At 44.9% G+C, this 24,702-nt stretch carries 19 protein-coding genes and 1 pseudogene; 5 read left to right on the top strand and 15 right to left on the bottom strand.

The window, feature by feature from the left end; translation table 11 throughout:
• Positions 1 to 94 precede the first annotated feature (94 nt).
• The 5 genes from QUA71_RS06695 to QUA71_RS06675 all read right to left on the bottom strand — a co-directional run bounded on the left by QUA71_RS06695 (position 95) and on the right by QUA71_RS06675 (position 7,208).
• Positions 95 to 2,872, bottom strand: a complete 2,778-nt coding sequence (locus QUA71_RS06695) for a non-ribosomal peptide synthetase (protein ID WP_333283498.1) — start codon at positions 2,870 to 2,872, stop codon at positions 95 to 97.
• A 459-nt stretch (positions 2,873 to 3,331) separates the two neighbouring features.
• Positions 3,332 to 4,531 carry a 5-methylcytosine restriction system specificity protein McrC gene (locus QUA71_RS06690; RefSeq protein ID WP_333283495.1) on the bottom strand — a complete coding sequence of 400 codons (1,200 nt, stop codon included), beginning with the start codon at positions 4,529 to 4,531 and terminating at the stop codon, positions 3,332 to 3,334.
• A 47-nt stretch (positions 4,532 to 4,578) separates the two neighbouring features.
• Positions 4,579 to 6,231, bottom strand: coding sequence for an AAA family ATPase (locus QUA71_RS06685; protein WP_333283493.1), 1,653 nt, complete (start codon positions 6,229 to 6,231; stop codon positions 4,579 to 4,581).
• Positions 6,232 to 6,429: 198 nt separating this feature from the next.
• Complete coding sequence (locus QUA71_RS06680) at positions 6,430 to 6,831, bottom strand: type II toxin-antitoxin system VapC family toxin (protein WP_333283491.1); 402 nt, start codon at positions 6,829 to 6,831, stop codon at positions 6,430 to 6,432.
• Positions 6,831 to 7,208 (bottom strand): hypothetical protein, encoded by a 378-nt coding sequence (locus QUA71_RS06675; protein ID WP_333283490.1) that lies wholly within the window; start codon positions 7,206 to 7,208, stop codon positions 6,831 to 6,833. The genes QUA71_RS06680 and QUA71_RS06675 overlap by 1 nt, the downstream gene beginning before the upstream one ends.
• Before the next feature lie 58 nt (positions 7,209 to 7,266).
• Between QUA71_RS06675 and QUA71_RS06670 the strand changes: the two genes are divergently transcribed.
• On the top strand, positions 7,267 to 8,919 hold the full coding sequence (locus QUA71_RS06670) for an FAD-dependent oxidoreductase (protein ID WP_333283488.1): 1,653 nt from the start codon (positions 7,267 to 7,269) through the stop codon (positions 8,917 to 8,919).
• Positions 8,920 to 9,360: 441 nt separating this feature from the next.
• Here QUA71_RS06670 and QUA71_RS06665 read toward each other — a convergent pair whose 3' ends face one another.
• Entirely contained in the window at positions 9,361 to 9,732 is a 372-nt protein-coding gene (locus tag QUA71_RS06665; RefSeq protein ID WP_333283486.1) for a type II toxin-antitoxin system RelE/ParE family toxin, read from the bottom strand.
• Positions 9,725 to 10,060: a hypothetical protein gene (locus tag QUA71_RS06660; protein ID WP_333025783.1), complete on the bottom strand. Its 336-nt coding sequence runs from the start codon at positions 10,058 to 10,060 to the stop codon at positions 9,725 to 9,727. Before QUA71_RS06660 ends, QUA71_RS06665 begins: the two co-directional genes overlap by 8 nt.
• A gap of 155 nt (positions 10,061 to 10,215) precedes the next feature.
• Between QUA71_RS06660 and QUA71_RS06655 the strand changes: the two genes are divergently transcribed.
• Positions 10,216 to 12,960 carry a valine--tRNA ligase gene (locus QUA71_RS06655; RefSeq protein ID WP_333283484.1) on the top strand — a complete coding sequence of 915 codons (2,745 nt, stop codon included), beginning with the start codon at positions 10,216 to 10,218 and terminating at the stop codon, positions 12,958 to 12,960.
• A gap of 219 nt (positions 12,961 to 13,179) precedes the next feature.
• Positions 13,180 to 13,677, top strand: coding sequence for a hypothetical protein (locus QUA71_RS06650; RefSeq protein ID WP_333214535.1), 498 nt, complete (start codon positions 13,180 to 13,182; stop codon positions 13,675 to 13,677).
• Positions 13,678 to 13,831: 154 nt separating this feature from the next.
• Here QUA71_RS06650 and crtB read toward each other — a convergent pair whose 3' ends face one another.
• Together crtB and pds are read right to left on the bottom strand one after the other, a co-directional pair.
• Entirely contained in the window at positions 13,832 to 14,761 is a 930-nt protein-coding gene (gene crtB / locus QUA71_RS06645; RefSeq protein WP_333283482.1) for a 15-cis-phytoene synthase CrtB, read from the bottom strand.
• 91 nt (positions 14,762 to 14,852) lie between these two features.
• Positions 14,853 to 16,226, bottom strand: coding sequence for a 15-cis-phytoene desaturase (gene pds, locus QUA71_RS06640; protein WP_333283480.1), 1,374 nt, complete (start codon positions 16,224 to 16,226; stop codon positions 14,853 to 14,855).
• Positions 16,227 to 16,607: 381 nt separating this feature from the next.
• On the opposite strand from pds, the gene QUA71_RS06635 reads away from it, so the two are divergent.
• Positions 16,608 to 16,856, top strand: a complete 249-nt coding sequence (locus QUA71_RS06635) for a hypothetical protein (protein ID WP_333283478.1) — start codon at positions 16,608 to 16,610, stop codon at positions 16,854 to 16,856.
• A gap of 19 nt (positions 16,857 to 16,875) precedes the next feature.
• On the opposite strand, the gene QUA71_RS06630 is transcribed toward QUA71_RS06635, so the two are convergent.
• The 6 genes and pseudogenes from QUA71_RS06630 to QUA71_RS06605 form a co-directional block, all read right to left on the bottom strand.
• The gene (locus tag QUA71_RS06630) at positions 16,876 to 17,505 is read right to left on the bottom strand and encodes a TraX family protein (RefSeq protein ID WP_006632783.1); all 630 of its coding nucleotides are present in this window, start codon (positions 17,503 to 17,505) and stop codon (positions 16,876 to 16,878) included.
• A gap of 466 nt (positions 17,506 to 17,971) precedes the next feature.
• Entirely contained in the window at positions 17,972 to 19,333 is a 1,362-nt protein-coding gene (locus QUA71_RS06625; protein ID WP_333283475.1) for a hypothetical protein, read from the bottom strand.
• A gap of 86 nt (positions 19,334 to 19,419) precedes the next feature.
• A complete protein-coding gene (locus QUA71_RS06620; protein ID WP_333283473.1) occupies positions 19,420 to 20,508 on the bottom strand; it encodes an SPFH domain-containing protein in 1,089 nt (362 codons plus the stop codon).
• 122 nt (positions 20,509 to 20,630) lie between these two features.
• Positions 20,631 to 21,071 (bottom strand): annotated as a pseudogene (locus QUA71_RS06615) (Uma2 family endonuclease); the annotation flags it as partial.
• Between the two features lie 81 nt (positions 21,072 to 21,152).
• Positions 21,153 to 22,406: an FAD-dependent oxidoreductase gene (locus QUA71_RS06610; protein ID WP_333283471.1), complete on the bottom strand. Its 1,254-nt coding sequence runs from the start codon at positions 22,404 to 22,406 to the stop codon at positions 21,153 to 21,155.
• A 64-nt stretch (positions 22,407 to 22,470) separates the two neighbouring features.
• Positions 22,471 to 22,668 carry a hypothetical protein gene (locus QUA71_RS06605; RefSeq protein WP_333283470.1) on the bottom strand — a complete coding sequence of 66 codons (198 nt, stop codon included), beginning with the start codon at positions 22,666 to 22,668 and terminating at the stop codon, positions 22,471 to 22,473.
• A gap of 55 nt (positions 22,669 to 22,723) precedes the next feature.
• Here QUA71_RS06605 and dnaK point away from each other — a divergent pair.
• On the top strand, positions 22,724 to 24,702 hold a 1,979-nt coding region (dnaK, locus tag QUA71_RS06600), incomplete at its 3' end, for a molecular chaperone DnaK (protein WP_333283468.1).

Raw genomic sequence — 24,702 nt, 5'->3', positions numbered from 1 at the left:
AAAATTCTGCAATCTAAGTTGTACCTCATCTTTCTAATAACCGCAATAATTCGATGCAACCCTGTCTGAATATCGATTAAGAATGCCAAAAACTTTACTGCTGCACCATTACCTCTTCCAGCAATAGCTTCATTCGGTTGCCGATCGCCCCGACATTGGGTTCCTGTAAAATACCTAGATGGTCTCCAGGTATATCGTAAATGGTCAGATTGTCTTTGAGAAAAGGTTTCCAGCCTAGATCCGGATCGAGACTGACACTTACGCCCTCTTCAGAATCCAGTGCTCTAAACATAACTACTTTGCCAGCATAGGGTTTTGGCACGTAAGCTCGTTCTGCTTGCTGAATTATCTTCTCTGTCATCAAATAGTCTGTGGTGTAAGACATTGACTCTGTAGGTTCTTTCGGCTTAAAGTATCGCCCGATCGTCTTGCGGGCCGGCATTGTCATGGGGTCTGTAAGTGTCATTATTTTATCGACGACACTACGGACGATGTAACCTATACCCTCCTTAGCAATTTTTTGGGTATGGAAGCGCAGCCGCTGCTGAATGGGTAGGGGCTTGTAGGCAGAGGGCAACATGGAATCAAACATCACCAATAACGCTGTTTCTTGTCCTTTAGCTGCCAATTTTTGAGCTACCTCAAAAGCAACAATACCTCCAAATGACAAACCACCCAAATAATAGGGGCCTTCTGGTTGCACCTTCACGAGTTCATTGATGTAATAGTCTGCGATTGCCTCAACCTTATTGAGTGGTCCATTCATGCGATCTTTAACAAGAGTAATTAGGGCATATATCGGCCGATCTAGCCCCAAATATGGAATTAACGGATAATAAATAGACACTCCTTCAAACAGAAATAGTGGTGGCACAGAACCCTTCGGTTGAATCTCAACTAAGGAAAGGCTTTGGCTGGGGATATTCCCTTGACGTAGAATGTCGGCTAATTGTTTGATGGTTGGGGCTTGGAAGATAATCGATAGTGGCCAACTCTGCTGGAACTTTTGGTCAATTTTGTCAGCTAAGCGAGCTGCTAGCAGGGATGTACCGCCTAAATCCATGAAATTATCCGCAGTACCGATCGGCTTAATATTGAGTACCTGCTCCCAAATATGGAGAAGTTGAGTTTCTAGTACATCAGCAGGCAACACAACTTCACCGTACTGAACCAGATCGACAACCTGCGGTTCTGGAAATGCACGACGATCGACTTTACCATTGGGGGTCATGGGGAAGCTCTCCATCACTACAAACGCTGCCGGAATCATGTATGCCGGTAGCTTTGTTTGTAGAAAACTACGCAATGCAGACACCTGAATTGGTTGTCCGTGCTTCGGAATGATATATGCCACTAAGCGCTTTTCACCGGGTACATCTTCCCGTGCCAAAACTATACCTTGTTGCACAGATGGGTACTGTTCCAAATAGGTTTCAATCTCTAGTAACTCAATCCGAAAACCTCGAATTTTTACTTGAAAATCGATGCGACCAATAAACTCCAACGTTCCATTGGGTAAATAGCGGGCAGTATCCCCTGTTCTGTAAAGTTTGTCTCCAGGTCGATCGCTAAATGGATTAGCAACAAAATTACTTGCAGTGCGTTCTGCCAAATTGAGATATCCCCTCGCAAGCCCCGGGCCGCCAATATACAGTTCTCCAATATCGCCATCTGGCACAAGATTTAGGTTTTCATCCAGAATGTAAATTTGGCTGTTGGGAAGAGGACGACCGATCGGAATGTCTGCTTCACTACTGAGATCGTAATCTTCAGCGATCGGGTCAAAAATGGTGGCCGTCACCGTAGTTTCAGTTGGCCCATAGGCATTGAGCCAACGAGGATATTGCCCAACCAATTGTCGCCATTCACCATACAGAGCCCGAGAGGCTTTTTCTCCGCCCACAATCACCAATCTCACATCTGGCGACATGGGAACGCGTAGCAATGAGAGTCCGCTGACGAGGCCATGCCAAAAAGCAGTTGGCAAGTGCAGAATAGTAATGCGTTCTTGCTCAATAAATTCGAGGAATTGGCGGGTAGAGCTAATACAGTCTTCCGTTCGCAGCACGATTGTTGCACCACTTACCAAGGATGGAAAAACTTCCCCAATGATGGTGTCAAAGCTCATGCTAGAGAATTGAAGTACCCGATCGCCCAATCCAAGATTAAATGCCTGTGCGATCGCCTTGCTGTGGTGAACCATGCCCCGGTGAGCAATCATTACACCCTTGGGATATCCCGTCGAACCAGAGGTGTAAATAACGTAAGCCAAATGCTCGGGCGTTGTCAGCAGAGACAAATTTTCAGTGCTGTATAGCGCCATCTCGTGCCAGTCTGTATCTGGACAAATCACGCGAGCATTGTGTTCTGGCAAAAATTCAACCAGATGCTGTTGAATCAAAATGAATCGCACAGTGGCGTCTTGTAACTTGTACGCTCGACGTTCGTGGGGATAGGTTGGGTCGATCGGCACATAGGCCGCCCCAGCCTTGATCACCCCCAAAAAGCAAATCACCATTTCCATGCAGCGATTCATAGAGATAGCAATCAGTTCATCCGGTTGCACTCCTAGTGCTTGAAGGTAATGGGCGAGCTGGTTTGCGCGTTGATTTAAGGCATCATAGGTTAATTCTTGCCCTTGAAATGACAGGGCGATCGCATCAGGAGTCTGCTTAACCTGTGCTTCAAACCATTGATGGATACTCACATAGTCAGATCGAGTTAGATCGACTTGAGAGTCCTCGACAGAGGAAATATCGTGAGTATATAATGGAACATCAAAACAGACATCGTGGGTAGTTTTTAGCGCATGAGTTTCCTTGTTGGGTAAGTACCCATCACCACTCCTCAAAAAATCTTGAGAGTTCATCATCTTTGTGATTTAAGTAGGGCGAGCGAGCTTAAGAGATGGCACCCTGTCGGCAATTCCTTCTGCCGCATTCATCCAGCTCACAGCTTTTGGTGGACTGCTTGTTGTGCAGTGTCGAAACTGCCGCAGTGCAGTAATACTGCGTCGAACCAATCTATCACAGTTGCCAGGTCTATCTGAATATGGCGGCGCGAATCAATGCGCTTTTGGGGAACGGAAGTTGTTTCTGGATAATTACTTTTTTTCTTGTTTTAATTATTCTACGGCTTATTAATTAAGCTGTTGTACATCAAGACTGTTTTGGGAATCATCTCATTAGCGAGCGGGGGCGATCGCAGTAAAAAAGCAAAACAGAGATGATCCCTTACTCCTTCAATGGAGCTAAACTGCTTTGCCTGTAAATGTTTCAGCTATTTACATTTTTTTTGTATGCCTTAAAATTTTGTACGTTTTCTTAAGTTGTCACCAATAGGAGACGGTGCTTGGAAGTAGAGAGGTTAAGAAGGTTATTCCGGCTTCATCGAGGTCGCCCTCTAGGGAAAAAGTTAGACTGCGAACTTGGATATCGCCAATTTGTTGGTCGAGCGCTTTGAGAGTTTGAGGGTAGATGAGAATTGCATTTTTACAGTTTAGTAGCGTTGCGTAGGTAACTACTTGATTACGATCCGTATTGTCTACTTTATTGGGAGCTTTGTATTTTGTATCGAGGACGTACAGGATTTCATTTGTTTCAATATCGCGTATAATTAAGTCAATCTCATCGAAATAATCTTTGTCATGTTTAACTAGGTATTGTGGTTCGACATTAAAGCGTTTTGGTGTATTTGCTTTGAGCCATTCAGCGACAAATTGTTCATATAACTTAGCCATGTCTATCAGAAAAGGGAGCATTTCGCGATCGCCTGTTTCGTGACTCGGCCCTGTGTTATCTAAAAAGAATCGACATAAGGCGTGTAAAAGTTGATAATCTTGATTCAAACGGTGATAATTTCTATCAATACAAGCTTCTGATTTAAAAGGTTTTAATGTAACAAATCCTTGGAGTGCGTGAAAGGCTTTTCGCACAGTGGATGAAACAGATTCACCGCACAAAGCGCTGCGGCCAATGATGAAAAGTGTCCAAGCGAGTATTTGATTGTCTTCGATGTCGCCTGTTTGCTCGTTATAGTGGCATTTTAGTTTAACATCCCAAGGTTTTTGCAGGGCTGACCGCAAATCGACGCGACCGCGAATGTAGGCGAGTCTTTCGGTTTTGGATAAGTAATCGCGATATAATCCTTTGCGACAGCGTTCTAGAATTTTTTGGGCAAGAATGTTAGCTAATCTCTCGTAACTTTCTTGTAAAGATTGGCACTGAATCGATCCTGGGGGAAATTTTATCTTAAGGTTGTAGGCATAGTCAATCATTCCGAAGAGGTTGTTTATGGGAACCTTTGGGCGGATGGCGATGTGAAATTCTGGAGTGATGGGAATGTTGCCAACTCTGCCTTTAGATTTTAAGTGCCATTGATATTTTGTTTTAAAGTTGGGAAATTCTATATCGATTTCCTTGTCATAATTTTTGTGTATTTTTTCTCCTACTGATTGGGGGATTGAGTATTGTTCAAAGCTTGCGAATTTATATTCTGTGAGTTCGATGATTTGGGGTGATTCTCGTTTCATAGATGCTGTAACGCCGTGTTTTTGGTAATAATGGTAGCGTTAGATTATCAATTGCTGAATTGAGATTGGATTTTATCCCAGAGAAATTCCTCCATTTTTGCCTGATTATCAAAGAAGTATTCTTCAAGGTATGGCTCGATTTCCATTTGCCAAATATCTTGGATATCTTCAGCTAAGGTTTTTGTCAAAAAGAAGGAGATGCCTAGTTCATAGTGTTTGTTGTTAATTGCGCGATTGACATCTTCTAGAATTCTAGTTAATTTATCAACTGGAAAACCTGTTTCCTCTCTCTGGTGATACTGTCGCAGGACTTCATAATTAGGATAAACGGGAATGAATGCGAAGCGGCGGCGGAGTGCGTTATCCACTAAGGCAATAGAACGGTCTGCTGTGTTCATGGTGCCGATAATGCGGACATTTGTAGGGATTCTAAACTTTTGACCGCTGGCTAGTGTAATAAAGCGTTTTGTGTCCTGTCGGTCATCTAGGAGATACATTAATTCTCCAAATACTTGAGATAAATTTGCCCGGTTAATTTCATCAATAATCAGAACGCAAATATCTTGACAAGACTCAGCTTTTGTGCAAAATTCTAGGAATCTGCCGGGAACTATGGGATAAGTTAATTCCCCATCTTGACTTTGCGGACGGATGCCTTGAATAAAGTCTTCATAAGTATAAGCTGGATGAAATTGGATAATGTCTGAAAAGCCGTCACCGCCACCGATTAAGTATTGGGCGAGTTTTTGAGCGAGGAAGGTTTTTCCGGTTCCGGGCGGGCCTTGGATGATGGCTTGTTGCTTGCGGTTAATGGTGCGTATCCAGCGGTTTAGTTCAGATGTTTGAAAACCAGTAAAGTAAGAAATTTCTTCGAGGCTATGATAGAATCGATTAAATTCTTTTGTATATACTGAAAAATATTGACTGATAAGCAGAGGTAACTCATTATCATACAGATTGCAACATAAAAACAAGGGAAATATTTTTTTAAAAGTTTGCGCTATTATTTGAATTAACTGTTTAGCAGAATATCCTAATACTTGTTCTGATTCAAGTGATATAGCGATCTGAATATTAGTAATTTTATGTGTTTTAACTTCCGGTGGTTGTTCGGCTAAAGAAATAATACTTTCCAATAATTCATAAATACATTTTTGAGGTTTCATGATTATGCTACGCGATTCCGGCCCAATGGAATTAACACGAATTATTTGCTGAGTTAAATAGCAATGATGTTGATTGGGAAGCTCGTAACGTTTAAGCATTTCTATTACACCTGGTTTATCTAGATAATTACATTGATAATTATCTATTATGCAATCAACATACTCACTTTTTGCATAAAAACCAAAAGTTAACTTTTCGCTGTCAAATCTTAGCATTAACTGAGCATCATCTAGAGAATTGATATCTTCAAACCCAAAAGCTACACTGTAAGCTATTGATTGGCAAAAGTCTGTTGTAATGATAGAGCCAACTCTTTCCCACTTGATATTTATATGTTTTTTGATAAAATCTGGTAACATCTGTTCCACCTGAATTGAAACAGACTTTAATGGTTCTTCTACATATTTTAAAAATTCTTTTTTGTGTGCAAGGTAAAAATCTGAGCTTTCATCTGCTGTAGTATAAAATTGTGCCAATAAGTTAAATGTGTTTTCTGAAAAAGGACATTCAGGATGTACAAAAACTTTTTCCATTTTTTATGTATGTTTAAGGTGACTCAATTGTTGTTCTTAAATTATTGTAGCCGATCGCCCTTCCCGACACCAGATATCTGAGATGCGATCGCACCCCCCATCCTTACCCTCATCAATAGCCCTCCCAAACCAGTAACACAGGCAAAACCGCTAACAACAGTTCCCGGAAAATTTAAACTTGCGCCGAGTGACTCAGATTTACCAAATTGTGTCTATACTAGATAATTGAATCCGGCGATCGCGACTAATAACGGGTACATTAAGATACAAAGCAGTAGCAGCAATAATGCGATCGGGTAAATCGGGAATTTGCGATCGGTCAACTTGCCTTAAAGTCAAAGCTATATTGCGATCGAAAGGAATTTCAACCAATAAGGCATCATCGCTCTCAACTTCTCTCAATAATAGATCGAGAGTAGTTGAATTAATCCGCCCTCTCTCGCTCAGATAGACAATTTCTGCTAATGTAATTGATGAAAAAGCCACCTGATTTCCTTCGGCAGCTATATCTTCTATTGTCGTTCTAGCAGTCACCGAAAGTCGTGAATCGGCAAAGATATACCAGATAACAGCATGAGTATCAGCTACAGCACGCAGCATTAGAAATCCTCCCTTGGGAAATTCGCCCATTCTTCGCTGCGAGCTTCATCTATATCAGCGGCAGAAGGTGCAATCCCCAAGTCAGCACATAAACCCCACAATGATTTGCGGGGAGCGGGCCGAACAACTAATTCTCGTTCTATTTCAGGAACAATCCACTTAATCAATCGTAACTTTTCGGCTAGAGACAAGTGCTTAACAAGATTTAAAACCGCCTCAAAAGTCATGTTTTTTATGTTTAAATTGGTGATAGATGTAATTGTAGCATTTTGGCTGCCAAGGACAGCATCACCAGGTTTGGGTTGAGAAGATTCGTTTACCACGGTTCCCGGAAAAGTTAAACTTGTGTCGAAATTATCTAAACGTGCTATATTCAATTCCGTCAACCCTGAACTGTGCTTTCAGGTAATGCAAATTTACAAACGAGTCAACTGAATGCTCTCTACTTTTAAGAAATTAGCTTCAATTGCAATCATCTTTGCCGCCCTAAAACTTTTACTTAATTATCCAGGTTTCAGAGAGATAGAAAATTATATCGCAAATAGAGACCCAGCAAGTGCTACCTTAGACGCTGGAAATCTGCCGCAAAAACCCAGCAGCCCGCCTCCGGTAGTTCCCAAAAAATCACCGGAGCAAAAGTTTGATGTAGTAGTATATGGTGATGAAGTACCGGGGATATGTGCGGCGATATGGGCTAAGAAAACTTTAGGCGCAAAGGGCAAAGTTGCGATCGTGCGATCGAACTACGGAAGAGATCCTTTGGGCGGCTTACTCACCCGCGGCGGTTTAGCTTACATCGATTTAGATAAAATCCCCGGTTGGTATCGCCAACCCTACGCCCAATGTTTTAAGGAATTCTTAGATAAAGCGGATGCGCGCGAATCTTGCTTAGATCCAAAAAAGGCAGATCGAGCTCTCAGGCAAATGCTTTCAGCAGCAAAAGTCAGAGTTATTTCCAACTCAACTCTTACTCCCCACGTCGTAGATAAAAAAATTGAATATGCCCAAGTAAAAGGCAGCACTCTAAAAATTAAAGCCAACTCTTTTATTGACGTAACTCAAGACGCAGAATTGGCTAGAAAAGCCGGATTATCTTATTATACAGGATATGAATCTCAAAATATAAAATCAAAGAATGAAACTTTAGCAGTCTCTGTAGTTCCGAGAATTACAGGTATAACGATGTCCGAATTCCGCAGCATAGAAGATGAAATTCTCTACAATCGGCCTTTGGTAAAAAAGATCAAAGAAAGCATTATGAAATCTAAAGATCCGGCTAGTACAAAATTCTGGCTGAGGAATTTTTGGAGTACGATTTATCAGCCATATACAGACGGCTACGATATCAGAAGCGTAGCCATAGGCGCAGCGTATCACATAGACAGAAATCTGCCCTTTAGTCAAAATAAAGGATTCTTTTTTGATAAAGGCAATGTCTGCGTTTATAACAAAAATGTACTCTCCTGGAACGGGTTTTTGTTTAAATACCAAGTTCACCAAATCATGAAGATGGAAGCTAACGGCAGAAAACCGACTCCTGAAATGATTAAAGAAATGTCACATCTCCAACACTGGCTACAAAAGAAGTCTGGTAAAGATGTGAGAGTATTTCTTCCAGACGAGATTTATATCAGGCAAACTTTGAACGTTCGCGATGTGATAGATCCCCTGACGGGGAAGGAGATTATCAAAGGAGGAACAGTACCCGAAAAGTCGATCGGCAGTTTTTCCTACGATTTCGATATGCGGGGCGGAGTCAAGAATTTATCTGCCAGAATTCCGCCGCTGCCAGTCTATAATTTCGGGATAGAAAGTGCTTTGGCTAGCAAAGTCAAGAATTTAGCCATTGTCGGGCGATCGTCCGGTTATGTCGGTATGGCTGTATCCGTCGGGCGAATTGCGACGGTGAATATTTATCAAGGACAAGGTGTGGGCGTGGCGGCTGGTTTGGCTAGCAAGTTCGGCGTACCTCTGAATTCGATTACTTCGGCTGAAACGAAAAAAACTCTGGAGACTTTAACCGGGAAAACTACGTATTTGTCGGGGAGAGATACGAGTTATGGAGTTGATTATAAGGAGGTGAAGTAATCGAGGTATAGCAGTCGCCCGTGTTGCTATACGATGTTAAATCCCGCCTACAAACTAGAAATTTTTGTTTGAGTTTGAGAACAAAAAACGCAATTCCTGGAGTTTGATAACTGTTATTCATTGCGATTCATAATTATTGCAATTTGTTTTAAGCTGTGGAGCATTTAAAACACTAACGAGGCTTGTAGGGTGCGTCAGTTATAACACTTACGCTTTCAAGGGAAACGCTTATGTACGCTCCGCACCCTACTATAGTCTTTTAAATGCCCAACAGCTTACCAGTAGGACTAATGCAAAAAAACGGTCGATCGGCAAAATCGTGGCTTTCTCCCAGAGAAGGCGGGTTGTGGATTAGGGATTTCTGTCAAATAAGATATTAAAAGGATTTTACCACTGAAGATGTCGAAACCTCATATTCGACGGCGCAAGATTCCCCAACTCTTAGATATCCTCTCGATCTTCGCTCTGCTGCTCGTATTCTGTAATAATGTTCTGAATATCCTCTGCTGCAATATCGACTTGTTCTGATTTGGTGTAAAGGGTCAGCAAAATGATTCCCGTTGCTGTTTGGACGTAGTAAATTAAACGGTATCCACCACTTTTACCTTTTTGAGTGTCGCTATTTCGGACTCTCAACTTGAAGACTGCATAACCCACTCCAGCAATTCGATCTCCTGGCAGTTCTCCCCGTGTGAGTTGTTCGATAATGGGTTGAATATCATTGCGAATGCTGCGGTATTTTTTTGCAAGAGTGCGTAAATTGCGATTGAAGGTTGGTGAAACTATAACTTGAATTAAGGGCAAGTCAGTCATTTTCAATTCCTTCCCACATTTGAGCAACCGAAATGGTTTGCCCAGTCATGGCTTCGTGCCAAGCTTGCCGAAAATCTTGTAGAAGCGCTGCTTTAGATTGGCCCTCTCCGTCAATTTCTGAGGGTTCTGGAATACTAAAAGAATTAGCAGGAGGCATCTCTTGGATTTCTGCTGAGAAAACCTCTGGCAGATTATTTTGCGAAATGATTACCCCCTGACGTTGCTTTTGGCTTAGAAACTCTATAAAACTCGCAACTAATGCCAGATGTTCTGGAGAGAGTCGATCGAGCCATCGATCGATTTGATGTCGAAGTGCTGCTACATTCATAATGCCATCAAACCTTTTAATTTTACCTTGATTTTAACGTAAACCCGCCCCGCATTGAATATCGCTCTTCCCTCTGCCTCTGACGCCGATGCGGTTCAAAACTCTTCTCCTCCCTTCTATGGCACAATCTAAATAAGATCAAACTCTCAAGCACCATGACCGCAAACCTACCCCCCCAATACGACCCCCAAGCCACCGAAGCCAAATGGCAAAAATACTGGGAAGACAACCAAACCTTCAAAGCTGACCCCGAAAAAGGTGGCGAACCTTACTGCGTCGTCATCCCGCCGCCCAACGTGACCGGCAGCCTCCACATGGGACACGCTTTTGAAGAGACGCTGATTGATGTCCTCGTCCGCTATCACCGCATGACTGGACGCAATACGCTGTGGTTGCCGGGAACGGATCATGCTAGCATCGCAGTTCAAACTATTCTCGAAAAGCAACTCAAAGCAGAAGGCAAAACTCGCCACGATTTAGGTCGAGAAAAATTTTTGGAACGGGCCTGGGAGTGGAAAGCGGAATCGGGCAATACTATTACTAATCAATTACGCAGTTTGGGCGTGTCTGTTGATTGGTCGCGCGAACGCTTTACGATGGATGAAGGCTTATCCGCTGCGGTTTTAGAAGCGTTTGTCCGTCTGTACGATGAGGGGCTGATTTATCGCGGCAATTACTTGGTGAATTGGTGTCCGGCGAGTCAGTCTGCTGTGTCGGATTTGGAGGTAGACCAGCAGGAAGTTGAAGGCCATTTGTGGCATTTCCGCTATCCTTTGACGGACGGTTCTGGTTATTTGGAGGTGGCGACGACGCGGCCGGAAACAATGTTGGGCGATACTGGGGTGGCTGTGAATCCACAGGACGATCGCTACAAGCATCTTATCGGTAAAACTGTGACTTTGCCGATCGTGAATCGCGAAATCCCAATCATTGCTGATGAGTTTGTCGATCCGACTTTCGGAACTGGTTGTGTCAAGGTGACACCCGCCCACGATCCGAATGACTTCGAGATGGGTAAGCGTCACAATTTGCCGTTTATTAACATCATGAATAAGGACGGCACTTTAAATGAAAATGCCGGAGAGTTCCAGGGACAAGACCGATTTGTTGCCCGGAAAAATGTGGTGCAGCGGTTAGAAAGTGACGGGGTTTTGGTTAAAATAGAAGATTACAAGCATACAGTACCCTACAGCGAACGCGGCAAAGTTCCCGTCGAACCGTTGCTATCTACTCAATGGTTTGTGAAAATCGACCCTCTTTCTCAACGCGCTTTGGAAGCATTAGATCAAAGTAACTCACCAGTCTTTGTTCCTGACAGATGGACAAAGGTTTATCGCGATTGGTTGGTGAAGCTGAAGGATTGGTGTATCTCCAGACAATTGTGGTGGGGACACCAAATCCCGGCTTGGTATGCTGTTAGCGAAACCCAAGGAGAAATTACTGATACAACACCTTTTATAGTTGCGAAAACTGAAGCTGAAGCTAAGGAAAAAGCTACGGCTAAATTTGGTAAGGAGGTGCAGCTAGCAAGAGATCCAGACGTATTGGATACTTGGTTTTCGTCCGGTTTGTGGCCTTTCTCAACTTTGGGATGGCCTGACGAAACTAAAGATTTGGAGTTTTACTATCCGACAACTACTTTGGTTACAGGTTTTGATATCATCTTTTTCTGGGTTGCTAGAATGACGATGATGGCCGGACATTTTACTGGAAAGATGCCTTTTGATACTGTTTACATTCACGGTTTGGTGTTGGATGAAAACGGTCAGAAAATGTCTAAGAGTAAAAACAACGGTATCGATCCGCTGCTGTTGATTGGCAAGTACGGTACTGATGCTTTGCGCTACACTTTGGTTAAGGAAGTGGTTGGGGCCGGTCAAAATATTCGCATGGAGTACGATCGCAAAACTGATGAATCGAAATCAGTGGAAGCTTCCCGGAACTTCACGAATAAGTTGTGGAATGCGGCCAGGTTTGTGATGATGAATTTGGAGGGACAGACTCCGGAACAGTTGGGAAGTCCTTCTGGGGTAGGTGGTTTGGAATTGTGCGATCGCTGGATTGTGTCTCGCTATTATCAAGTTGTGCAAGAAAGCCGCAATTGTTTGGAAAATTACGGTTTGGGGGAAGCGGCGAAGGGACTTTATGAGTTTATCTGGGGCGATTTCTGTGACTGGTATATTGAGTTAGTCAAGTCTCGCTTGCAGCAGGATGCTGAACCAAATTCTAAGAAAGTGGCACAGCAAACTTTTGCTTTTGTGTTGGAAGGTATTCTGAAACTGCTGCATCCTTTTATGCCGCACATTACTGAGGAGATTTGGCACACTCTGACTCAAACAGGTGACGATCGATGTTTGGCTTTGCAAGCTTATCCTGAAGCCGATATCTCGCTAATCGATCCCGAGTTAGAACAGCAATTTGAGTTATTGTTTGGTACAATTCGCACTATTCGCAATTTGCGGGCCGATGCTGATATCAAACCCAGTGTGAAGGTGACGGCGATTTTGCAAAGCGAAAGCGAGAAAGAACGCCAAATAATCTCAGATGGAAGCGTTTACATTCAGGATTTGGCAAAAGTCGAAAATCTGACCGTAACTGCTAGTTTGGATGCAGAATCCCCCCTTGGTAATGGGGGTCAAGGGGGGTCAATTGCTGGGGTTGTCGGTACTGTGCAAGTATTGATTCCTCTGGCTGGGGTCGTGGATTTGGCCGCTTTGCGTGCTAAATTAGAGAAGAAGTTGAGCAAGGTGGAAGCTGAAATTAAGCATACTGCGGCGCGCTTGACTAATCAGAAGTTTGTGGATAAGGCTACTCCTGATGTGGTTCAGGGGGCGAGGGATGCTTTGGCGGAAGCCGAAAAACAAGCTGAGATTTTGCGCGATCGGCTAAAGTTGTTTTAAGAGTTGACTGTTGACTGTTGACTGTTGACTGTGGCCGGGGCGGGTTTACGAGATAGTTAGTTTCAAGCATAAATTGTTTGTAAAACCCGCCCCGACGAGATCGCAAATCCTACAATTATCAATTACCAATAGCAGGACGCGGAATGCACGGATACACGGATAGCTGTTTTTACCCATTACCAGTTATGAATAACTAATAAGCAATCACTTATTACCCTCATGTTATATTTAGCCCAAGTACAAAATCAGGAAATTTTAGGTGAGATAAGTCTGCAATTGCTGGCTTGCCAAAATGCTGAGGATACTTGGGCTATGCTTTTTGAAGAAACTGTCTTGACCCTACCGCCAGATTTTGCTCAAAATCCAATTAACTCTGCACCTAATGTTTTAAATGAAGGGATGCTAGTATTAGCAGATATTGGCGAAAATAACCAGGTTGTAAATATTCAAGCAGCTACAAACTGGGTACTACAATTAGTTGAGAAATATTTAACAACAGGCTTTACTCCCGATTTTTTGCAGCAAGAAGCCCAGAAAGCAGAAGATTGGAGGCAATCTCTGACTTTGCAGAGTCAAGAATTGTCTCGCCGCTTGATTGAAGTTGAAGCCCGCCGAGAACAAATTCAAAATTTAGAAGCAAAACTCCAGCAGGAAAAGCAATTGTTGGAAAGTTCGATCGCCCAATTGAAAATTCCGCCCGCTACTCCACTAATTTGACTTATAAATTGACTTAAGTTAACCTAACAAAGTTAGGGACACGGCACTAGCGCATCCCCACAAACCTCATATGCAATTTGCTGGACATCATATAATTTGTAACTTGACAAATACCCCTTACCCGTTGCCGAATCGCCAGCAAAATTGCCTGCGGCTAAAGCACTTTTGACTTCATCCAAGCGGCGGGGAGACACAGCAGTTTCTGAGAATTGCTAACATAAGCCCGCTTCTGGAAAACATCGTACTGATTGCGTTCGATCGCATTTAAGATTCTGCTGTACAGCATAGTAGCAGCCCAAACTGTCCAGCGGATATCGGGACTGAGCACTTTAATTCCCGGTTCGGCGCTGGCGTATAATTTGCGAGCTCGCTGAATTTGAAACCGCATCAATTCCCGCCAGCGGTTGTCAATTACACCGTTGAATAAATCTTCTTCGGTGTAGTTAAACAAGGCTAAGTCTTCTAAGGGAAGGTAAATGCGGCCGCGGCGGGCGTCTTCTCCGACATCGCGCAGAATATTAGTCAACTGCTTGGCAATACCCAGGGCTATCGCTTCTTCTTTGGGAATTCTATTCCCCCAATGCCAATTCCAGTTAGCAGCGGAGCTCGATTCGCCTACACCCATGACAGACATCGACATCAGCCCTACAGTACCCGCTACTCGATAACAGTAAAGATTGAGCTCTTCAAAAGTTTCGTAGCGGCTGCGGTACAAGTCCATTTGCTGGCCCGCAATCATCTCTCGAAACGGCTGAATGTCGATCGGGAAACGAGACAGCGTATCCACCAAAGCTACGTCGTAGTCGTCGTGAGGATGGCCGGCAAACACAGATTCTAGGCGTTTTTCCCACAGATTGAGGGTTTCAGGGGTCGTTGCATCAGAACCAGGCCCGTCTACGAGTTCGTCGGTGCGGCGGCACCAGACGTAAATCGCCCAAATCGCCCGACGCTTGGCTTCGGGCATGAGTTGAGTGCCTAAATAAAAATTTTTGGCATAACTCGCGGTGACTTGGCGGCACAGTTCGTAAGAGTCATCCACAGAAGCCAGAGTTCTCATGCACTGGAGTTTTGACAGTTGCAGCATCCGAGAATAAGAAATTTAAAGATTAGAACTGATTTTCCCCCGTTTAGAAAACGGGAGATTTTTTACGTCTTTATGAAAAATTCTTAATTTTTCATTGGTTATTGGCCGTTGAAATAGCCTGCGCTGTCAGCTTACCAGAAAGCACGGCACCTTCCATACTCGCAAGATAACGCTGCATCGTATAATCCCCCGTTAGATAGAAATTGCTAATGGGAGTTGTTTGTGTGGGACGGCACTGCTGGCGTCCGGGAGTGGCTTTGTAGACGGAACGAGGGGTTTTGACTACGTGATATTTGAGCAGTTTGGCTGGTTCTGGGATTTGATCGGGAAAGAGTTTTTCTAACTCGACCATTGTGGCTGCGACGATATCTTCGTCTGATTTGCCTATCCAGTCTTTGGCCGGTGCTAAAACCAGTTCCAGCATGGATTTGTCTGGGTTGGCATATTCGCGGCAGGTGTTGCTCATGTCGGCGTAGACGCTCAGCAGGGGCGATCGCGAGAACAGCAAATGGTCGATTTCAGTTAGCTTGCGATCGAACCACAAGTGTACATTAATGACGGGTACTCCCTCCAAGCCTTCGAGCTGTTTGAAATAATCCATTTCGCCCCAAGGTTTCGGCATCATCAACTTGAGCGGGTCAACCGGCATCGCGGAAACGTAAATATCGGCCGTCAGAATTTCTGACTCTGCCCCTTTTACTCCCCGAATGTGGAAGCCGCGCACCGTGTTGTCATCGTTGAGCAAAAACTCTTTGATGGGTGCATTCAGCCGTACTTCGCCGCCGCGCTCAGTTATGTAGTCTACCATCGGCTGACACAACCTCTCTGTGGGGGAACCGTCTAAAAAGGCCATTTTCGAGCCGTTTTTCTCTTGCAAGAAGCGGTTGAGGGCTGTCAGCAGTATGGTTGCAGAGATTTCGTGGGGGTCGATGAAGTTGAGCGCCTTGGACATGGCGATGAATACTTCTTTTTCGACTCTGGGGGGGATGTTTTGCTTTTTGAGCCAGTCGGAAAACGAGTATTTGTCCATTGCTTCGACATAGTTTTGGCCCTGAAGCATCGCCGGAATCAAACCTATACCGAAGCGGATTTTTTCCGGCCAGGTGAGCATATCGTTGTTGCTCAAGATGGCTGCGACGCCGTTGAAGGGAGCCGGAAGGTCGGGAAAGTCAAAGCGGGAATAGGTTCCGGGGGTTTCCGGCTGATTGAAAATCATCGAGTGCTCTTTCCATTGCAGCCGGTCTTCAATGTCAAGTTCTTTGAATAGTTGGAGCATATTCGGGTATGCGCCGAAGAAGATGTGGAGGCCGGTTTCGTACCAGTCGCCGTCTGCATCTTTCCAGGCGGCTACTTTGCCGCCGAGTACGTCCCGACTTTCTAGGAGGATGGGGGTGTGGCCCGCGTCGGTAAGATATTTAGCGCAGGAAAGTCCTGCTAAGCCTGCTCCGGCGATCGCAACTCGCATTTGATACTACTTGGCCTCTGTGTTCGCTTCGGTTTAATTATACTTTACAACTCGTTACATTTTTTTGGGAAATCTGTAGGGACACGGCAGTGCTTGGAGGTGTCGGCTTAGCCAGAAAGTCCGCCAGGGACTGAAAGTCCCTGTCTCATAGCGCAAGTCCTCTGAAAGAGGACTGAAGAATACATTAGTCCTCTTTCAGAGGACTTTTGCTTTGAGGCAGGGGTTTAAACCCCTGCCGGACTAAGCGAACTGCGGGCAATATCGTTATTCAGCATTCAGCGATGTCCTGTTTTAAAAGACGCAATACTTCAGTATTAACGGAAATTTAGCAATTATTGCTATCATAAATTAACAGCGAATTTTGATGAATTGCTTAAATTTATGGTACCAACAATTCAAGATAGAAATGTCACGAGGTACGATAGGGAAACCAAATTCAAAATAGAGTGGGTTGAAGACGACCAATTCTTTCGCGAGTGGCAAGATGATTTGCCAGAAATCAGTGAGGCTGAAAAACAGCGAGTGGACAGAGTAAAAGCAAGTTACAGGAAAGCGATCGCGCTCTTCTGGGGGCGATCGCTCAGAGACGCGGTTGTACTTCGTTTAAATAAAAAATCCACAATGAACTAATTAGAATCCCCAGTCTTATTTAGACCATTGTTCGCAGTGCCGCTAGCCCCCCAAGGTGTAGTGGGTAAAAATAATAGAAAAATCTTTTTTCGAGAGCCGTGGGTTTTTGGTCTTTAGAGGTATCGTAGTATGCCAGAACTAGCGGTGTGAATATAGCGAAAATTTGAATCCAGCTTTTGCAACTAATTGCATATCCGATATTTGCTATAGTCCAGCCGAACCACCAAAGGCGAGATCCTCCTCCTTTCCACCTAATCATCAATAGCGGGCAAGCCACTGCATACCAGCCGTAAGTCACTCCTAAAATTTGAGCACTTACTAGACCTGTGCTTAAAACTGCAATTTTGCGATCGAAGCGTCGGATGTAGCTCAAAGTTAGTGCTGCTACGGCAAAGCTAAACATGATGTTTAACTGTAAATTGCCAAAAAGTAACATATGAGGTATTTGAGAAAGTACCCCAAATAATATCAGTCGAGTAATTAGAGGATTTTTGTCCCCCGGTCGTTTCCAGTTTTGAGCAAATACCCAACTAAACAACGGAAAACTGAGGCGGCCGATGATACGCATGGGTTCTGCTTCAAGCATCAATCCGATGTGGTCTATTAGCATTAGAGCGGCGGCCAACCATTTAATTTGATTTTGATTCATACAAGTGATTCTAAAATTATGTTAGTAAAAGTTCGTTGGTTGTACTAATTAAATATTTTTTGAGTGGTTGACACAAGATATTTACAATTTTTCGCTTTTTCAAAAGGTTTGAGATGCTATCAATTGCAGTTCATTCCTAGTTTTTCAAGATCGATATTTCGTAGTTTATATATCATTTAGGAAAATACTATGGGTTTTTATTAAAATCATCAGTACAATTAAATCTACTGTACTCATAATCTTTCCTTAAAGCAACACCTAAATTAAAGAGAGCTTGTACTCTTTAATTTAGGTGTTTTAAAAAATATACTTAAAAACACTGTTGTGTACTCCTTAAGGTAGATTAACCTTAAATTTATTGATTGGGACAAAATAATAATTGAGTTAATTTTACTGACATCGATCGCGACTACTACACCGACGACGATGCCTCCGCCGCCTCCGGTGACTGCTCCATCGAGAATTACTAGAGTGTAGAGGGAACAGGCGCTGGCGGTAATTTTTTGTTCGGGGGGACAGGTGCGGTAGAGGGAACAGGCGCTGGCGGTAATTTTTGGCTCGGTACAGGTGGGGTAGAGGGAACAGGCGCTGGTGGTAATTTTTGGCTCGGTACAGGTGCGGTAGAGGGAATAGGAACTGGCGGTAAACTTGGGCGCGGTACAGGTAGGGAAGTGGGTTGGGGTTGGGGTTGAGGCAAACCGGGAACACGGATATATTTCCAATTACCAGTAAACAATAGGTACATAACACCCGCAAGCACGACACCGCTAACAACAGCAGCAGTAATTTTCCAAACACTGTAGGGACGTTCGCCTTGAACTTCAGCGGTGCGTGCATTAACCATTACTTGATATCGTTGGTTTTGATAACGATAGGCACACAGCCACACAGGTAGCAAAATATGCTTAAAAGTGATACCACTGTAATCAGTAGAAATGCTGTGAACCCGCTGTTCGTCGCCACCAATATTCCTACAAACATCCGAGCGAATAGTAGGAGCCATGACATTTTTAGCAGATTCAAATCCTTGAGTGAGAGAAAGTTGCGATCGCTGCGCTTCAAACCCAGCTAAATAAGATGAATTGTAAGGGCGCAGCGACTCCTTGAGATGCCAAGGTTCTAACGCATCCAGGCGGGGGCGCTCGACTGAAGTTGTAGCGGGAATCAGAATATCGTCAAAAAAGCGATCGACTTTCCCAGAAGCAGGCCACCACCTGGTATGTTGCACTTCGCGAGTTTTAGTTTCAGTTTCGCCTTGGGAGTTTGTTTCCGTATAAGTTTCAGTTACGTAGTAGTGTTCTCCGCGAGAACCTTGATAGTAACTAACCGTATAAGTGTCGTAAGTCCAAAACGGCAAATAAACCCCTTGAATTTTCTCCTGTTGCGCTAGGGATTTCAAAGCAGAAGGAGCAAACCAGCGGTTGCTTAGCCACTTCTGAATGCTTTCTCTGGCCTGTTTATCAGTAACTTCAAACGGTACAATTCCCTCTGGATGCACGCTAGGGCTAGCCTTTGCAGGTTGCGTCACAATTGGCGAAGCACAAAATGGACATTTACCCGCTACTTTCGGCGGTTCAAAAGTAACACTTGCTCCGCAATCATTGCATTTTACTTCAACGGCTGTTGTTGATAAAGTTGCCAGGGCCGTTCGATCGAGTTGGAGATATTGTTCGTAAGAATTTTCCTTTACCTCTTCAGCAGTTTGGGGAATTGCATCCTGCCAGCCGCAGTAAGCACACTTGAGCTTTCCTGCTTGGGGGTTGAACTCTAAATAAGCCCCGCAGCTAGGACAGGGAAAACGTTTAACAGCAGGTTCAGAAGTATTCATAATGGTTAAGTGGTGATGTAATTGGTAATCGGTAATCGGGAAACCATACCAATTACCAATTACCAATTAACTAAATATGCAAAATTTTAGGCGGCGGCTGGCGGGGGAGGCGGCGGTACTGTCGCCAACAAAGATGCTAATTCCGGCACTTGCGATGCTAACTTCCAGCCGTCAAAACCCGCACGCCAGACCATTACCTGATGTGTCAAACCATTTTGCAGAAGTTGATGTAATTCAAAAGGGCCTGATTGTTGACCGTTTTGGGCAATATACCACTGAGTTTGTATTGGCGGGGGAGGTGGCGGCGGAGTCTGCGATGCTGGCGGCTGCATCATATTTGTCATTTGCTGACCTAGTGCCATTCCCATGCCAAATTCTAATGCTTGATTGCCGCCGCTAGGGTTATTTGCAGATGCTTCTATAGCGTTAGCAGCTTGATATTGGGTATATTGCTGCATATTTCCCAGAAGTCCGATCGAGGCTCGTTTGTCGAGTGCTTCTTCAACTTCAGGCGGCATCGAGATATTTTCAATTAATAGCTGAGTTAACTCTAACCCAAACTGCTGGATACTTGGCTGTATGGCAACTCGCACCTGTTCGCCCATGTGGGTGTAGTTGGCTGCAAAGTCCAGCAGGGGAACGCGGGAACTGCCAACCCAATTGGCAAAGGCACTGACTATTGTATTGCGGAGTTGATCGGTGATTTCATCTACTTGAAATAGTCCGTCAGTGCTTATTAGTTGTTTTAAGAGTTGTTCTGGATGGGAAACTTTAATGTTGTATGTGCCAAAAGCCCGCATTCTCACTGGGCCGAGTTCTGGATCGCGGATAATTACAGGGTTAGAGGTTCCCCATCTCAGGTTGGTAAATATTTTGGTGTTAAAAAAGTAGACTTCTGCTTTAAAAGGAGAGTTGAAACCGTAGGGCCAACCTTTTAAGGTGCCCAGAACGGGTAAGTTGCGGGTGTACAGTTCGTGCATTCCCGGAGCGAAGATATCGGCAACTTGACCTTCGCTGACAAAGACTGCTATTTGTCCTGGCCGTACAGTTAGTTTAGCACCTTGTTTAATTTCGTTTTGGTGGCGCTCGAATCGATAGGCAATGGTATCGCTGGTATTGTCCAACCATTGGATGATATCGACAAATTCGCCGCGAATCTTGTCAAAGAGTCCCATAGATTTATTTTGGGTTGTTGTTCGATTTTAGCTTCAATAGGAGCGATCGATGTTCCCGATCGCCCTTGTAAAGTTTTTACGTGCGATCGCTGGGGATGGGGGCGATCGCCCTTGCAGGCAATTCACAATTCCGGTTCTATTCCGGCCGATCGCAACTGAGCCCGCAATTGCTCTAATTGGTCTTCTGCTTGTTGAGCTCTTTCTTGTTCGCGATCGGCTCTTTGCTGTTCTTGTTGAGCTCTTTCAGATCCCGATAACAACAGATTCCCTTGACTATCCCACCAGCGCAGCCAAGGTAACTCAACATTTTGATACCTTCCTTGCCAAATTCCCAATTCCACTCCTAACGGTTCAATGGGATAATGACCGCGCTCATTTGCAGCAACTAATTGATACCTATCTTCGATCGGGTGATAGACTTCAACGCTAGCCTTAGTTACTTCATAAATCCCGTAAAATGCCGGACGGATCACATTTTCATAAATCCCGAATTTACCCGGCTTAGTTTCCTGTTGACCCGATCGCAACAAAGGCGTTCTGTCCCGTTCTTCTGCACCATTGCCCAAGTGACTGCAATACTTCTAATCCGGCCCTTCAGGCTACCTCTATGTTGATGATAGGTATAACTTAAGTATAGGTGTATCTCATTGATTTCGCACCTGAACCCGGTTTAATCCAAAACCAATTAATCGCGCTGGAATATTTCGCAAAATTGGTAACTGCAACAAAAGTGGCGGTGTAAACGGTCGATTTGTATCTAATGCCCCCTTAATAATTCGCTCCTGTACAAACGACTGAAATGCTTGAATGATGCGTGTAGGCAACTCCCGCTGTCGCTGCACCTCTGCCAAATCCCACAGATGCAAGTGATTATTTTTCAGGGACGCGCTGAGTACATTAGCCGCCACGACAGCATCTTGAATAGCATAGTTAATTCCCACACCGCCTACGGGCGACATGACGTGAGCGGCATCCCCAATTAAGACCAAACCGGGACGATACCAGCGGGGAAGGCGACTCGATTCAACGGACAGAAAAGAAATTTGCGACCAATCTTTCAGTTGCTCGACCCTATCTGCAAATTCTGGTGCTAATTCAGCAACAGATTTTTGCAAAGCTTCTATTCCTGAGTCGCGCAATTTCTGATAGCTGCCTTTGAGAATAATATAACCGAGTTGCCAATAATCCAAGCGGTCAATTATGGCTAATAAATGACCTCCAACAGCTCGCCCTCCCACGCCGAACTCTTGGACATCATGGGGACTGCGCGGCAAACGAAACCAAAGGACATCCATCGGCGGGGAAGTTTTAATCGGTTCAAAACCTGCTAATTGGCGAAGGCGGGAAAAGCGACCGTCTGCAGCGACAGTGAGGGTCGATCGCACTTCATGCCATCCCCCGCGTCCCCGGTATCGAATTCCGCACACAACCCCATTTTCTACGATCGTTTCTTGTACGTTAGCTCCCATTACTAGCTGAAAACTGGGGTAGCGCTGCGCTTCGGCAATGATGAATTCGAGAAACTTGACTTGGGGAAGGATAGTGATGTAAGGATACTTGGTTTTAAGACAGGCTAAATCTACGAGTGTGGCGGTATTTCCAGCAGCTTGGATGGTGAGTTGGCGCATTTTTGTATGAGGCAATTCCAGCAATTGTGCTGCTAAACCCAATTGCTCCATAATTTCCATTACTGAGGGATGCAGCGTATCCCCGCGAAATTCTCGATCGAAATCTTTGTGAACTTCTAGCAGCATGACTGGAATGTTTTGCCGCGCTAAAAGTAATGCTAAAACAGCACCAGCAGGCCCACCTCCCACAATGCAGCAGTTGGTATGCTGCACGTCAACGATCCAGTGTTCTTGACAGGCTTCTGAATTTTGAACAGAGTTGACAGTCATATTTTTATGTTCCTGTTTGCTCAACAATCCTGCTAGCTGTTTTTAGTTTAGCAAAAGGCAGTAGTTAATCAATTCTCAACTTTTTTTGGCTCTCAAAAGATGGACATACACGGCTTTCCCAAGTTGACACTCCTACTCCTCGCAGGATCTCGCACATCCACCAGGGGAGCGATCGCAGCCAGCCAACCGCAGCCGCTTGACCAAAGTGAGGCAATCCCCCCGCAGCCCCCGCTTCTCGACGCGGTACAATAAATGCAATCATACTTAACGCTTATATTGAAAAGGCTACACACAACGCCACAGGAGACAACTGACGCATGGGTAAAGTAGTTGGCATTGACCTCGGAACAACAAACTCAGTAGTAGCCGTCATGGAAGGCGGCAAACCGGTTGTGATTGCCAATGCAGAAGGGATGCGGACAACTCCCTCGGTAGTCGCTTTCACAAAGGAAGGAGAACGCCTGGTGGGACAGATGGCCAGACGCCAGACTGTTCTCAACCCGCAAAACACCTTTTACGCCGTCAAGCGGTACATCGGACGCAAATATACCGAACTGACTCCAGAATCAAAGCGCGTCCCGTACACAACTCGCCGCGACGAAAACGGGAACATCAAAATCAAGTGTCCCCGCCTGAAAAAAGATTTTGCCCCAGAGGAAATTTCGGCGATGGTTTTGCGGAAACTGGCTGATGAAGCCAGCCGCTATCTGGGACAAGAGGTAACGGGGGCTGTAATTACTGTTCCCGCTTATTTCAACGACTCGCAGCGACAGGCGACGCGAGATGCGGGACGAATTGCCGGACTTGATGTCAAGCGCATTTTAAATGAGCCGACGGCGGCTTCTTTGGCTTACGGTTTGGAGAGGCGAGAAAGTCAAACTATTTTAGTGTTTGATTTGGGCGGCGGTACTTTTGATGTGTCGATTTTAGACGTGGGAGACGGAGTATTTGAAGTTAAAGCAACTAGCGGCGACACTCAATTAGGTGGCAATGATTTTGACTCTAAAATTGTTGACTGGTTGGCAGAACAATTCTTAGAAAAAGAAGGAATTGATTTGCGTCGCAACCGCCAAGCTTTGCAGCGCTTGATCGAAGCGGCAGAAAAAGCCAAGATTGAGCTGTCGGGAGTCGGTGTCACGGAGATTAATTTGCCGTTTATCGATGCGAATGAAGATGGGCCTTTGCATCTGGAAACGCGGCTGACTCGCGGTCAATTTGAGGGGCTGTGCACAGATTTGGTGCAGCGGCTGCGGCGGCCAGTCAAACAAGCTTTGGCTGATGCAAACTTGAGTCCTTCTCGCATTGATGAAGTTGTGTTGGTCGGCGGTTCGACTCGCATTCCTTTAGTTCAGGAAGTGGTTCGCAGTTTGATCGATCGAGAACCCAATCAAAATGTGAATCCCGATGAAGTTGTGGCGGTGGGTGCGGCAATTCAAGCGGGTATTTTGGGTGGAGATGTCCGCGATGTGCTGCTGTTGGATGTGACGCCGCTGTCGCTGGGTTTGGAAACTATCGGCGGGGTGATGAAAAAATTGATTCCTCGCAATACTACTATTCCCGTCAGGCGATCGGACATTTTTTCGACTGCTGAAAACAACCAAACTGTGGTAGAAATTCACGTGATCCAAGGGGAACGGGAATTAGGCAGAGATAATAAGTCTTTGGGACGGTTTAAACTAACTGGAATTCCGCCGGCACCGCGAGGGATTCCGCAGGTGCAAGTAGCTTTTGATATTGATGCTAACGGGATGCTGTTGGTGACTGCTTTGGACAAAACTACCGGCAGGGAACAAAGCATTACTGTGCAAGGTGCTTCGACGCTGACTCAGCAGGAAGTGAATCAAATGATTCGCGATGCGGAACAGTTTGCTCAAGCTGATAAGTTGCAGCGCGAAAAGGTGGAAAAACGCAATCGCGCTGAAGCTTTAGCTTATCAAGCCGAGCGGCAGTTGCGGGAAGTTGCGCTCGATCGCGGAATGCAGTTTGCTCAAAGAAGCCGCCAGCGAATTGAAACTTTAATTCGGGAATTGCGAGACAGTTTGGAACGCAATGATGAGCGCGGAGTTGACCAAGTTGGTTCGGATTTGCAGGATGCTCTTTACGATTTGAGCCGGGAAGTTTCCGCGTTTGCGATGGATGACGATGATGACGATTTCTTTGAGTCTGTGAAGCGGACTTTTACGGGCGACGGTACCAAGCGGCGCAGCGATGACAGCAGCTATTATACCAATGCTAAGCCGTACAGGCGATCGACTGTCGATCCAATTCCCGATCGCCCATACGATCGCACCGGCGA

Source organism: Microcoleus sp. MON1_C5, assembly GCF_036701875.1.
Classification (GTDB): Bacteria; Cyanobacteriota; Cyanobacteriia; order Cyanobacteriales; family Microcoleaceae; genus Microcoleus.
This window is presented reverse-complemented; position numbering and strand designations above follow the sequence as displayed.